This window comes from Pseudooctadecabacter sp. (assembly GCF_020627745.1).
In the GTDB taxonomy this organism is placed as follows: Bacteria; Pseudomonadota; Alphaproteobacteria; order Rhodobacterales; family Rhodobacteraceae; genus Octadecabacter.
The window spans coordinates 1-13,201 of record NZ_JAHDGE010000026.1 but is presented as its reverse complement, the minus strand read 5'-3'; the positions used below and the strand labels follow the sequence as shown (position 1 = coordinate 13,201).

The following is a 13,201-nucleotide window of genomic DNA, read 5'->3' as shown; positions in this document are numbered from 1 at the left end:
TAGACAAAGCCGACCTTCACAGGCTCGTGCCCGTCGGCAATCGCCATCCCGCCCAGCATCGCTGTTGCGGCCGCTGTCGCCATAAGTGTTCTTCTCAACATAATGTATCCCCCTGTGGATATTCGAGTGGTGCCTCACCGTGAGGCATGGAACGTCTTGCCAAGTGATCCCGGCGCTCCGCCGGCGGACATAATGACCAAAACGAGGATGGTGGCAATATAGGGCGACATCGAAAGGTACTCGACCGGAATGGCAACCCCCGCCGCCTGCAGGTTCAACTGCAAAACAGTCACCCCGCCAAAAAGATAGGCACCCAGCAAAAGACGGCCCGGTTTCCAGCTGGCAAAGACCACGATCGCCAACGCGATCCATCCTGCCCCGGCGGTCAGCCCTTCGGCATAGGTCGGCACCCGCACAAGGCTCAGGTACGCGCCGCCAAGGCCGGCGCAGGCCCCGCCAAACATGATCGCCAGCATACGCACACGGCGCACGGAATAGCCCAGGCCATGGGCGGCTTCGTGGTTTTCGCCCACCGCGCGCAGGATCAGCCCGCCGCGCGTTTTGTTCAGGAACCACCAGACCCCGCCCACGATCAACAGGCCCACATAGACCATCGGGTCATGTTGGAACACGATCGGCCCGAGTACCGGAATGTCCCCCAAAAGCGGGATGTGCCAGTCGGGAAAACTGGGCGCCTTCACGCCCAGATACCCCTGTCCCATCAACGACGCGAGGCCGAGGCCGAAAAGCGTCAGAGCCAGCCCTGTGGCCACTTGATTGGACAGGAAAAACTGCGTCAACACCCCGAACAACAGCGCCAGTCCGGCCCCGCCCAAGGCCGCGACAACAAACCCGAGCCACGCAGACTCCGTCCCCGTGGCGGCCATGAAACCAAGCACCGATCCCACGATCATCATGCCTTCGACGCCAAGGTTCAAAACGCCTGAGCGTTCAACGACCAGTTCCCCGATGGCCGCCAACATGATCGGCGTGGCCGCAACCATAAGCGAGGCCAGCAACAGCACGGGGTTGATTGATCCAAATTCCATCACACGCCACCAAACCCGTGCGCGCCCAGATGCACGACCGCGACAATCAGCACTGCCGTTCCCACCATCGTGCCCATGTGGGACAACGATGGTCGATGCACCCGCGCCAGAACGCGGCGTGCAGCAGGCGACAGACGTGCCGCAAAAATCGCAGCCCCCAGGATTAAAGCCACCAAAACAACATGTGCCGCAACAAACACCACGGCAGCCCAAAGGCCCACGCCGCCACCGGTCACTGCCCCATGCAGCATCCACAGCATCATGACGCCCATCAGGCCGCCCATCACCATTGGCTTTACCATGACAGACCCTCTTCACATTTGATTAAGGTTAACGCGCGACGTTTCAGGTGCACGCTGTCTCCCCCCTTCATCTGGCCCAAGAAACTCCCCCCGGAGGGCCCGCCAGACAAAGGTCCTTCACTCCAATGGTCCATCACACCGCCCCCCGTTCCCGCCAGCGGATCCGGTAATTGGTCATCACATCCACAGCCAACAAAAAGAACAGCAACATGCCCTGAAACACCTGTATCGCCGCACCGGGCAACCCCAGCGACGACTGCGCCACATCACCCCCGATATAGGTCAGCGCCATCAGCGTCCCCGCCAGCAAGATGCCCACCGGATGCAAACGGCCCAGAAACGCCACAATAATCGCCGTGAACCCGTAGCCCACGTTGAAATCAATCGACACGATCCCCGATGGCCCCGCAACCTCGGTCAACCCAGCCAGCCCCGCCAAAGCGCCGGAGGTGCCCAGACAGAACAACACCAACCGCGCGGGGCTGACGCCGGAAAACGCCGCCGCCCGCGGGGCTTGCCCCGCCAGTTTGATCTGAAAGCCAAGGATGTGGCGGGCGAACAGGATGTAGGCGAAGATCACCCCGATCAAGGCAATCACCACGCCCCAATGCATCCCGTTGGATTGATCAATCCACGAGGTCGCGGCGTCCATCCGCGCCATGTTGCGCGATCCCGGAAAGCCCTGCCCCTCGGGGTTGCGCATCAGACCCAGCGCCATGGACGCCAGCAATTGTTCGGCCACATAGACCAACATCAGCGACACCAGAATTTCATTGGTCCCAAACCGCACGCGCAAGAGGCCCGGTATCATCGCCCAGGCAAAGCCGCCAAAGGCCCCCGCCAGCAGCATCGCCGGAAAGACCAGCCACCGCGCCTCGGACGGATACAGCGCCAGCGCCACGCCCGCCCCGCACAGTGCACCGATGATGTACTGGCCTTCCGCCCCGATGTTCCAGATGCCCGCCCGAAATCCGATCGCCAGACCCAATGCGATCGCAACCAACGGGGCGCCCTTGATAAGAAGTTGAGGCAGGTAGAAAAAGTTGAACTCGCCAAACAGCGGCTCGTAAAAAATCTTGACCAGCGCCTGCACAGGGTCCTGACCCAAGGCCGCGAAGAGGGCCGCACCGGCAATCATGGTTAACAGCACAGCGACCACTGGCGACGCGAGCGTCCAGCCACGGCTTGGCTGTGGGCGTTTCTCCAACGCGATCATCTGTGGCTCCCGGCCATACGCCGGCCAGACGTTTGCCATACGTGATCCGTATCTGCATTTTTGCAAAAACAGACGTCAAACATCGGCCACCTCCATATCGTGCGCACCGCCCAACATCAGTCCGATCTCATCCACCGTCAGGCCCTGCGCAGGGCGCGGTTTCGTTAGCCGCCCTTCGTTCAGGGCGGCAAAGGTGGTTGAAATTTCCATAAGTTCATCAAGGTCTTGACTGATCACAATAACCGCCGCCCCCTTGGCCGCCAAATCCAGCAGCGCTTGCCGGATCGCTGCCGCTGCCGACGCATCAACACCCCATGTGGGTTGATTGACGATCAAGACCTGCGGGTCTTGCAAAATCTCCCGTCCGATCACGAATTTCTGCAGGTTGCCCCCCGACAGCGACCGCGCCGCATTTCCCGCCCCTGGCGTGCGGACATCGAACCGTTCGATGATTTCTTCGGCAAAACTGCGCGCCTTGCGCCAGTCGATAAATCCTTTTGTTGTCAGACCCTTGCGCTTGCGCCCCGTCAGCGCTGCGTTTTCGATCAGCGACATGTCGGGGGCCGCCGCGTGGCCCATCCGTTCCTCGGGGGCCGCACAAATCCCCAGACTGCGCCGCGCATCCGGTTTCAAAGCGCCAATGTCCTGACCGGAAAAGAAAATCTGCCCTCTTGGCGCTGTGATTTCGCCCGACAGGGCGGCCAGCAACTCGTCCTGACCATTGCCTGCGACACCGCCGATCCCCAACAGGTCGCCAGCGCGGACGTCGATCTCGATCGACTTGAGGGACGTCCCGAATTCGGCAGGGGATTTGACCGACAAGCCTTTGATCTGCATCAACATCTCGCCCGGAATGGCGACGTCGCGTTGCGGCACGTGCAAACTGCCCCCGACCATCATTTCGGCCATGTCACGGGCCGATGTGGCGCGCGGATCGCAGGTGGCCACCACCTCGCCCAGTCGCAAAATCGTCGCATGGTCACACAGGGTGCGAATTTCCTCCAGCTTGTGGGAAATATACAGGATCGCGGTCCCCTCATCGCGCAGCTTACGCAGGGTTTCAAAAAGGATTTCAACCTCTTGCGGGGTCAGGACGGAGGTCGGTTCGTCCATGATCAGAACCTTGGGGTCCTGCAAAAGACAGCGGATGATTTCGACCCGCTGGCGTTCACCCGCACTCAAATCCCCGACGGTCCGGGCCGGATCAAGGGGCAGACCATAGGCCTCGGAAACGTCCCGAATACGCTGCGCAAGGTCGCGCAGGGGGGGCGGATTTTCCATACCCAAGGCCACGTTTTCCGCGACGTCTAGCGCCTCGAACAGGGAAAAATGCTGAAAAACCATGGCGATACCGGCCTGCCGTGCGGCATGCGGGTCTCCGGGTGCAAAGGCAGCCCCCTCCAGCGTCATCGTTCCGCTGTCGGGCTTAACCAATCCGTAAATGGTTTTCACTAGGGTGGATTTGCCGGCACCATTTTCCCCAAGCAGCGCATGCACTTCGCCGCGCCGCATCTGAAAGGAGACATCTTTGTTCGCCACGACACCTGGATAGGCTTTCGTCAGCCCGTCCAGCACCATCAAGGCGCGGTCATGCCCAGCCTGTGTCATCCCGTCCTGTCCCCTATGGCCTTGTCCGCCATTGGAGAGATTAGCGCAGCGGCAACGCCCACAGCAATGGCCTGCGGGTGTTTTCCGAGTGCGGGATTGCCGATTGGGCAAGCAATGCGTGCAATTTGGGCATCGGCGTGCCCCATTGACGCGAGCCTACGTCGAAAACGGGCCCATTTGGTCGCCGATCCGATCAGACCGCAACTGCCGAATCCCCGCCTGAGCAGCGCATCGCACAGCGCCAGATCGAGGTCATGGGAATAGGTGACGATGATGTGGTCCGCGCTGGCTGGCGCGTGCGGCACGGCCCGAACCGGGTCTGCGGCGACCATGGGGGCCACACAATCAGGCAAATCCTGCGGCATCCGGTCCGGTGTGGTGTCGACAATGGTGATCTCCCTGTCCGCGAAGGGGGCCATGACGTGACCAATGGCGCGCCCCACGTGGCCTGCACCCCAAATCCACAGGGGCGGTGCCGTCGTCTCGGCCTGACCTGCGCCCATGGCAAATGACAAGGTCACCGACCCGCCGCAGCACTGGCCCAGATCAGGGCCCAGCGGAAAGACCCGTTCCATGGCGGCACTGCCATCGTGGATCATTTGGCGGGCGAGGCGGATGGCCTCATATTCCAGCGCGCCGCCGCCAATGGTGCCGTGCACCTGCGTAGTGCCGACCTCCATAAAGGTGCCCGCGTCTCGCGGCACCGATCCGCGCGTGGACGCGACCGTGACCGTCACCACATCTGTCATCCACGCGCCCGCCCGACGGCCTGCAACACCTCTTCGGCGGTCGCAGGTGCCTGCAGATCAGGATAATTCGGCCCGCAGGCCGCACAGGCATCCGCCAGCGCCAGATGCGCGGATATCCCCAACATGAACGGCGGCTCCCCCACTGCTTTGGACCGGTAGACCGTCTCAGCCCGGTTGGCACCGTCCCACAAGGCGACGTTGAACACCTCAGGCCGGTCCGAACAGGCGGGAATTTTGTAGGTCGATGGCGCATGGGTCCGCAGGCGGCCCGCGTCGTCCCAGACCAGTTCCTCCGTCGTGAGCCAACCCGCGCCCTGAACAAATCCGCCCTCAATCTGGCCGATGTCGAGGGCCGGGTTCAAGGACGCGCCAGCGTCGTGCAACACATCGACCCGCAGCAGACGGTTTTCACCGGTCAACGTGTCGATGACCACCTCGGACACCGCAGCGCCATAAGCGAAATAGAAGAACGGCCGCCCCTTGCCCGCGATCCGGTCCCACGCGACGTCGGGGGTTTTGTAGAAGCCTGTGGCGCTCAGGCTGACGCGGTTTTCATAGGCGGTCTGCGCGGCCTTGGCGAAGGACATGGCCATGTCGCCCACATGCACCGACCCGTCTTCAAACCGCACAGTGTCTGCATCGACATCGTGGATCTGCGCCAAACACGCCGCGATACGGCCCCGGATCGTGTCACAAGCCGCCTGCACCGCCATGCCGTTCAAATCCGACCCGCTGGACGCCGCTGTGGCCGAGGTGTTGGGCACCTTGCCGGTGTCCGTGGCCGTGATCTTGACCGCCTCGACGTCAACGCCGAACCGCGACGCGGCCACTTGCGCGACCTTCTGGAACAAGCCCTGTCCCATCTCCGTGCCGCCATGGTTCAGGTGAATTGACCCGTCTTGATACACATGCACCAAAGCGCCCGCTTGGTTCAGGTGCGTCAAGGTGAACGAAATCCCGAACTTCACGGGGCTAAAGGCAATCCCTTTCTTCAGGGTCGCATGCCCCGCGTTCCACGCTGCAACCGCCTGCTTGCGCGCGGCGTAATCCGCGTCCGCCAACAAACGGTCCGTCATTTCATGCAAGATGAAATCGGTGACCGGCATGGCATAGGGCGTCGAATTGTCAGCCTCTTCCGCCTTTGGCGAATAGGCCCCGCCAAAACGCGCAGCACCGCCGGACCCGCTGGACACTTGAACAGCACCACGGGACGCAAGGTCGGCGGTGGACAGCTTCGCCTGTTTCTCTGGTTCTGAAATACCTCCGCCGGAGGCATCCGACATCTCAGCCGCCGCGGCATAATAGTTAACACGCCGCACCTCAGCCGGGTCGCGCCCCAACACATGGGCCACGTGGTCCATCACCCGTTCAATCCCCAACATTCCCTGCGGTCCGCCAAACCCACGGAACGCCGTGGCAGAGGCCATGTTGGTGCGCAGCCGGTGCGATGTGATCCGGGCTGCGGGCAACAGGTAGGCGTTGTCGGCATGGAGCATGGCGCGGTCGGCCACGGGCAGCGACAAATCCTGCGCCCAGCCGCAGCGGGTGTAATGGGTGAAATCGACGCCGGTCAGACGTCCGTCGTCGTCAAACCCCACATCATAGTCGATCCGGAAATCATGGCGTTTGCCGGTGATCACCATGTCATCATCGCGGTCATAGCGCATCTTGCAGGGCTGGCCTGTCCGGCGGGCGGCCACCGCACAAGCCACTGCCAGCGCGTTGCCTTGGCTTTCCTTGCCGCCGAACCCGCCGCCCATGCGCCGGATTTCCACGCGGACGCCGTGCATGGGCACGCCCAAAGCTTCGGCCACTTTGTGCTGAATTTCGGTCGGATGCTGGGTGGAGCTGTGGACGACCATGTCGCCACCCTCTTGCGGCAGCGCGAGTGCGGCTTGCCCTTCGAGGTAGAAATGTTCCTGCCCGCCCATCTCCAACCGGCCCTGCAGACGGTGGGGTGCCGCCGACAGCGCGTCATCCACGTCGCCTTTGGTGTAGATGCGCGGCCCGTCTTCGAACCGCGCATCGGCGGCCAGCGCGTCTTCGATGGTCAGGATCGGGGTGTCTTCGGCATAGGTCACATCCCCCAAACGCGCGGCATGCCGTGCCGCGAGGTGGGAGGTCGCAACCACCACGAAGAGCGGCTGGCCGTGGTAGTGGACCTCACCGGTGCTCAGCAGCGGTTCATCATGGGCGGAGGGTGACACGTCGTTGGCAAAGGGCAGATCATCCGCCGTCAGTACGGCCACCACGCCTGATGCGGCTTTGACGCGGTCGAGGGTCATGGAGGTGACCGTTCCGCGCGCGATGGTGCTGGTGCCAAAGGCCAGATGCAGGGTGCCCTGCGGTGTCGGGATGTCGTCGACGTAGCGGGCCTGGCCGGTCACATGCAGGCGCGCCGCATCATGGGGGAGGGGTTTTGCGACGCTCATGCGCGGACCTCCAACACGTTTGTGGGCTGCGCGTTCAGGTCGTCGAAATAGCGGCGCAGCTGGCCTTGGGCGGCCTCCATCCGGTAGCTGGCCGAGGCGCGCATGTCGCTGAGCGGGGTGAAGTCCTGTGCGAGGGCCTTGGCAGCGGCCTCAATGGTTTCGAACGACCAAGGTCGTCCGACCAGCGCCGCCTCTGTCGAGGCGGCGCGTTTTGGGGTGCCTGCCATGCCGCCGAAGGCGATGCGGGCGGCGGTGATGGTGCCGTCTTGGGCGGTGACGTTGAACCCGCCACACACGGCGGAAATATCTTGGTCGAACCGTTTGCTGAGTTTGTAGCACCGCAGGGCGGGGGCTGATTTTGGGATCGTCACAGCCTCGACAAATTCGCCCTGCTGGCGGTCCTGTTTGCCGTAGTCGATGAAGAAATCCTCAAGCGCCATGTCGCGCCGGGCGTCGCCGCGACGCAGGTGCAGGGTTGCCCCCATGGCAATAAGTGCGGGGGGATTGTCGCCGATGGGGGAGCCATTGGCGATGTTGCCGCCAATCGTGGCGGCATTGCGCACTTGGTCGGAGCCGTAGCGGCGGATCATTTCGGCATAGGAGGGATGCAGGTCGCGGACGGCGGCCAACATGTCGGTCATGGTCACGGCAGCGCCGATGCGCAGGCTGTCGCCTTGGTCGTCGATCTGTTGCAGGTCCGTGCAGCGGTTCAGGAACGCCACATCGCCCAGATCGCGGAAATCCTTGGTGACCCACAGCCCTACGTCTGTGGCGCCGGCGATGAGCGTGCCCTCGGGGTGGGTCATGTACCAGTCGGCCAAGGCGTCACTTGTTTCGGGCGCAGGGATTTGAGTTTTTTTGGCCAGATGAAGAGGGGTGTCGCGCATGTGGGCGGGGACGGCGGACGCCTCAGCCGTTTGGGCGGCGCGGATGATCGGGGCGTAGCCGGTACACCGGCACAGGTTGCCGGCCAACACATCGTTGTGGTCGGTGCGCCCGCCCAAGTGGGCTGTGGCCATGGAGACGACGAAGCCGGGCGTGCAGAACCCGCATTGGCTGCCGTGGTGGTCGATCATGGCCTGTTGCACCGGATGGAGGGTGCCATCGGGGGCGGCGATGCCTTCGACGGTGCGGACAGCTTTGCCATGCAGTTGCGGCAAAAACAGGATACAGGCGTTCAGCGCGCGCGCGCCTTTGTCATCCGTGACCATCACGGAACAGGCCCCGCAATCGCCTTCGTTGCAGCCTTCTTTGGTGCCGGTGAGGCGGCGGTCCTCGCGCAGCCAGTCAAGCAGGGTTCGGGTGGGGTGGGTGTCCACCTCCACGGTCTCTCCGTTGAGAAGAAACGTGACGTTCATGGCAATATCCGCCGCGGTACCAGATGGGCCAGATGCGGGGTCGATGCGGCGTAGACCCCGGCGGTGGTATGAAAGCGCAGGCGGGCGGGGATGGCAAGGGGGGCTACTCGCCCATCAAAGCATCCAGCACATCCGCGCGCCAGTCGTCGCGGTCCACGTCGAAGGCCTGAAAGCCCGCCTGTCCGCCTTGGGTGAAGCCCCAGTGGCACCACGGGATGCCGTGGTCTTCGGCCTGCTGGCGCACCGCGCGCAGCCAGCGGATATGATCGGGTCGGGGGGCTGCGTCATAGACGCCGAATTCGCCCAGAAACAGCGGGCGGTTTTGGGCCTTGGCGTGGGCGAACCGTTGTGCGAGGTCAGCGCGGTCGGCATCGCTGCCCCAGCCGCTGCGGGGCAGGTCCGCCTCCACATGGGGCGCGCCTTGATGGGTGAATTGCCACGGTTCGTAGAAATGGAACGTGTGCATGTCGAAGGGGCCGGGGTCGGGCAGGTCGGCCAGGCTGTCGATATTGTTCCATTGGTCCCCGCCCATGATGATCCAGCGGGTCGGGTGGGCCGGGCGTAGGTCAGACAGGATGGTGGTATAGAGCGCCACGGCGTCAGCGGTGGTGAGGTTTCCTTCCGGTTCGTTGAGAAGTTCGAACAGGACCGATTGCGGTGCGTCCGTGTAGTGTTGTCCCAACACCTGCCACATGGCGATCAGGTTGGCCTTGTGGGCATCGCTGCCGGTGTCCATCAGGTCCCAGTAGTGGTGCAGGACGAGGATCACATTCAGGTCCGCGTCTTGCGTCCACCCCATGACCTCATCCACGCGGGCGAGAAAGTCGGGGTCGAATTGGCCGTTTTCGAAATGGGCGGAGAATTTGACCGGTAGACGGATGGTGTCAAAGCCCGCTTGCGCGATGCGGTCGATGTGGCGGCGTTGGATGACATAGCCCCAGTCGCCCTCAATCGGGGCCTCAAGGGCCGCGCCCATGTTGATGCAGCGGTTCACGGGGAAGGTCTGGGCGGTGCTGGCGTGCGGGCCAAGGGCCGAAAGGAGCAGGATCAGGGCGCGAAGCATGGCCCAGTGAAACAGGGGCCGGTGCGGCTGGCAAGATGGGTTCAAGCGCCCGTGCGCCGGTGGCAAACCTGTGCCGATTATCCTGCGTCGTGGCCTGACGCCAAGGTGTCGAGTTTCGCCAGACCACCTTCCCATCCTGCGCGGAATTCGGCGATCATTTCGGGCCCGACAAAGGACACGACCGCGACGGTGATCGTTGCCGCACAGCCTGTGTCAGAAGGGACCAGCGTGTAGGTCACAAGGCTGGCACCCAGCCGCATGCCGCCTGCTTCGATGACTTCGGTGTAGGTGGCCGCATGGGGCGCGTCGATGTTGTACCAGCGGGTTTCAACCTCAAATTCGGGGTTTTCCGCCGGGCCGCAGCGGTGGCGTTCCAGCCCGCCTACGCGCATGTCGGCCTCAAGCATTTCAAGCACTGCGTCGCCCGGTGCGCCCCAGATTTCGCGCATCTTGGCGTCGGTCATCAGGGTGAACATACGGTCGGGGGGCAGGGGAAAATCGCGATCAAAGGTGAAGGTGTCGGTGGTCATGAGGTGGTCCTTTCGATGTCCTCTGCCAGCGCTTGCAACCGGTCCAGCCGGCCTTCCCAGACGCGGCGTTGCCATTCCAGCCAGCCTTGAATTTCCATCAGGGGGGCGGCCTCGATATGACAGGTGCGCACGCGGCCTTTTTTGACGGACCGGACGAGGCCGCAGTCCTCGAGCACGCGCAGATGGCGCATGAAGGTGGGCAGGGCGATGTCATGGGGGGCGGCCAGATCAGAAACGGACGCAGGCCCCGTGACCAGCCGTTCGATGACCGCGCGGCGGGTGGGGTCCGACAGGGCGGAGAAGGTGATGTCGATTTGGTTAGCCATAGGGGTAAGTATTGCGGGTAGGGCGGGGTTGTCAAGACAGTTTGTCTATCGGCTAAGTATTAAGGCGGGATCTGCTGGCGCTAACCCGCATCTTGGGGTTTTGCCTGTGGCCGACCCAAGCTAGGGTAGGTCCATGTCCACACCCCGATTCATTCACCTGCGCACCCATACGGAATATTCGCTGCTTGAAGGCGCGGTTCCGGTCAAGAAACTCAGCGGTTTGGCGGAGGCTGCGGGGATGCCTGCGGTGGCGGTGACAGACACCAATAACCTCTTTTGTGCGTTGGAATTTTCCGAATATGCGGCCAAGGCGGGCGTGCAGCCGATCATCGGCTGTCAGGTGGATGTGCAGATGGAGGGCGGCGATCCGCGCGGGCGTGCGCCGGATCCGGCACCCATCGTTTTGCTGGCGCAATCCGAGGCGGGTTACGAAAACCTGATGAAGCTGAATTCCTGCCTTTATGTGGATAAAGGCGATCAGCTGCCGCAAGTGACGGTGGATGAACTGGCGGCGTTTTCCGACGGGTTGATCTGTCTCAGCGGCGGTCCGGATGGGCCGGTGGGGCGGCTGTTGCGCGCGGGTCAGCGGCCTGCGGCGGAGGCGTTGATGACGCGGCTGGCGGCGATTTATCCGGACCGGTTGTATGTGGAATTGCAGCGCCACCCCATCGACGGCGGCTTGCCTGAGGCAGAGAAGCTGTCCGAACAGGGCCATGTGGAAATGGCCTATGCCATGGACCTGCCGCTGGTGGCGACCAACGACGTTTATTTCCCGAAGTCCGAGATTTACGAGGCCCATGACGCGCTGATCTGCATTTCCGAAGGTGCCTATGTGGATCAGAACGAACCGCGCCGCCGTCTGACGCCGCAGCATTATTTCAAGTCCCAAGAGGAAATGGTTACGCTGTTCGCGGACCTGCCGGAGGCCGTGGCCAATACGGTCGAGATCGCCAAACGCTGTGCGTTCAAGGCCTATACCCGTGATCCGATCCTGCCCAAATTTGCCGATGACGAGGTCGCGGAACTGCGGCGTCAGGCACAGGAGGGGTTGAAGAACCGGCTGGCCATCATCCCCCACGCGGCCCCCGTGGAAGAATATGAAAAACGGCTGGAATTTGAACTTGGCATCATCGAAGGCATGGGGTTTCCGGGCTACTTTCTGATCGTGGCCGACTTTATCAAATGGTCCAAGGATCATCACATCCCTGTCGGTCCGGGCCGGGGATCCGGTGCGGGGTCGCTGGTGGCCTATGCGCTGCTGATCACCGACCTTGACCCGCTGCGCTACAGCCTGCTGTTTGAACGGTTCCTGAACCCCGAACGTGTGTCGATGCCCGACTTCGACATCGACTTTTGCATGGACCGGCGTGAGGAAGTGATCCGCTACGTCCAGGAAAAATATGGCCGTGACAAAGTGGGGCAGATCATCACCTTCGGTGCGCTGTTGTCCAAGGCGGCCGTGCGCGATGTGGGGCGGGTGTTGCAGCTGCCCTATGGTCAGGTCGACAAGCTGTCGAAGATGATCCCCGTTGAAGGGGTCAAACCTGTCAGTATCGTCAAGGCCCTGGCCGATGAGCCGCGCCTGCGCGAAGCCGCCAATGCAGAAGAGGTCGTAGACCGTCTGTTGACCTATGGCCAACAGATCGAAGGTCTGTTGCGCAACGCATCCACCCATGCGGCGGGTGTGGTGATCGGCGACCGTCCGCTGGATCATCTGGTGCCGCTCTATCAGGACCCTCGGTCCGACATGCCCGCCACGCAGTTCAACATGAAATGGGTGGAACAGGCGGGGCTGGTGAAGTTCGACTTTCTGGGGCTTAAAACCCTGACGGTCATTCAAAACGCCATGGATTTGATCCTGAAATCCGGTCGTGACATCCATATCGCCGCTGATGGCACCCAGCTGTATACCCCTGCTGAGGGAGCGGTGAACGAGATCAACGCGATCCCGCTGGATGATGAGGCCTCCTATAAACTCTACGCTGCGGCCAAAACCGTCGCCGTGTTTCAGGTGGAATCCAGCGGCATGATGGACGCGCTGCGGCGCATGAAACCGGACTGCATCGAGGACATCATCGCGCTTGTGGCGCTTTACCGTCCTGGGCCGATGGAGAACATCCCGAAGTTCTGTGAGGTCAAGAACGGCATCAGCGACCGCGACACGCTGCACCCGTCGATTGACCACATCCTGGACGAAACCCAGGGCATCATTGTTTACCAAGAACAGGTGATGCAGATCGCGCAGGAAATGGCCGGTTATAGCCTTGGCGGGGCCGACCTGCTGCGCCGCGCCATGGGTAAGAAAATTCAGGAGGCGATGGACGCGGAGCGCCCGAAATTCATCGCTGGTGCGAAGGCCAACGGGGTCGACGACAAGAAGGCGATGGAGGTTTGGAACCTTCTGGACAAGTTCGCCAACTACGGTTTCAACAAATCCCACGCGGCGGCCTATGCGGTTGTGAGCTACCAGACGGCATGGCTGAAGGCGAACCATCCTGTTGAGTTTATGGCCGGTGTGATGAACTGCGATATCCACCTGACCGACAAGCTGGCGGTGTATTTTCAAGA

General features: G+C 62.4%; 11 protein-coding genes. 1 reads left to right on the top strand and 10 read right to left on the bottom strand.

The features are described 5' to 3' along the window. Positions 1-134: 134 nt before the first annotated feature. The 10 genes from QZ653_RS10670 to QZ653_RS10625 all read right to left on the bottom strand — a co-directional run bounded on the left by QZ653_RS10670 (position 135) and on the right by QZ653_RS10625 (position 10,633). Entirely contained in the window at positions 135-1,049 is a 915-nt protein-coding gene (locus QZ653_RS10670) for an ABC transporter permease (protein WP_296420055.1), read from the bottom strand. Then, positions 1,049-1,351, bottom strand: a complete 303-nt coding sequence (locus tag QZ653_RS10665) for a hypothetical protein (RefSeq protein WP_296420054.1) — start codon at positions 1,349-1,351, stop codon at positions 1,049-1,051. Before QZ653_RS10665 ends, QZ653_RS10670 begins: the two co-directional genes overlap by 1 nt. Positions 1,352-1,484: 133 nt before the next feature. Further along, the gene (locus tag QZ653_RS10660; RefSeq protein ID WP_296420090.1) at positions 1,485-2,567 is read right to left on the bottom strand and encodes an ABC transporter permease; all 1,083 of its coding nucleotides are present in this window, start codon (positions 2,565-2,567) and stop codon (positions 1,485-1,487) included. A 75-nt stretch (positions 2,568-2,642) separates the two neighbouring features. Further along, a complete protein-coding gene (locus QZ653_RS10655) occupies positions 2,643-4,175 on the bottom strand; it encodes an ABC transporter ATP-binding protein (RefSeq protein WP_296420053.1) in 1,533 nt (510 codons plus the stop codon). Continuing rightward, complete coding sequence (gene xdhC / locus QZ653_RS10650) at positions 4,172-4,924, bottom strand: xanthine dehydrogenase accessory protein XdhC (protein WP_296420052.1); 753 nt, start codon at positions 4,922-4,924, stop codon at positions 4,172-4,174. Before xdhC ends, QZ653_RS10655 begins: the two co-directional genes overlap by 4 nt. Continuing rightward, complete coding sequence (xdhB, locus tag QZ653_RS10645; RefSeq protein ID WP_296420051.1) at positions 4,921-7,356, bottom strand: xanthine dehydrogenase molybdopterin binding subunit; 2,436 nt, start codon at positions 7,354-7,356, stop codon at positions 4,921-4,923. The genes xdhC and xdhB overlap by 4 nt, the downstream gene beginning before the upstream one ends. Next, positions 7,353-8,714: a xanthine dehydrogenase small subunit gene (xdhA, locus tag QZ653_RS10640; RefSeq protein WP_296420050.1), complete on the bottom strand. Its 1,362-nt coding sequence runs from the start codon at positions 8,712-8,714 to the stop codon at positions 7,353-7,355. The genes xdhB and xdhA overlap by 4 nt, the downstream gene beginning before the upstream one ends. A gap of 103 nt (positions 8,715-8,817) precedes the next feature. After that, the gene (locus tag QZ653_RS10635) at positions 8,818-9,777 is read right to left on the bottom strand and encodes a glycoside hydrolase family 5 protein (RefSeq protein ID WP_296420049.1); all 960 of its coding nucleotides are present in this window, start codon (positions 9,775-9,777) and stop codon (positions 8,818-8,820) included. Positions 9,778-9,854: 77 nt separating this feature from the next. Continuing rightward, complete coding sequence (locus QZ653_RS10630; RefSeq protein ID WP_296420048.1) at positions 9,855-10,307, bottom strand: SRPBCC domain-containing protein; 453 nt, start codon at positions 10,305-10,307, stop codon at positions 9,855-9,857. After that, positions 10,304-10,633: an ArsR/SmtB family transcription factor gene (locus QZ653_RS10625; RefSeq protein ID WP_296420047.1), complete on the bottom strand. Its 330-nt coding sequence runs from the start codon at positions 10,631-10,633 to the stop codon at positions 10,304-10,306. The genes QZ653_RS10630 and QZ653_RS10625 overlap by 4 nt, the downstream gene beginning before the upstream one ends. A gap of 133 nt (positions 10,634-10,766) precedes the next feature. Between QZ653_RS10625 and dnaE the strand changes: the two genes are divergently transcribed. Further along, the coding region (gene dnaE / locus QZ653_RS10620; protein ID WP_296420046.1) for a DNA polymerase III subunit alpha at positions 10,767-13,201 on the top strand (2,435 nt) is incomplete at its 3' end.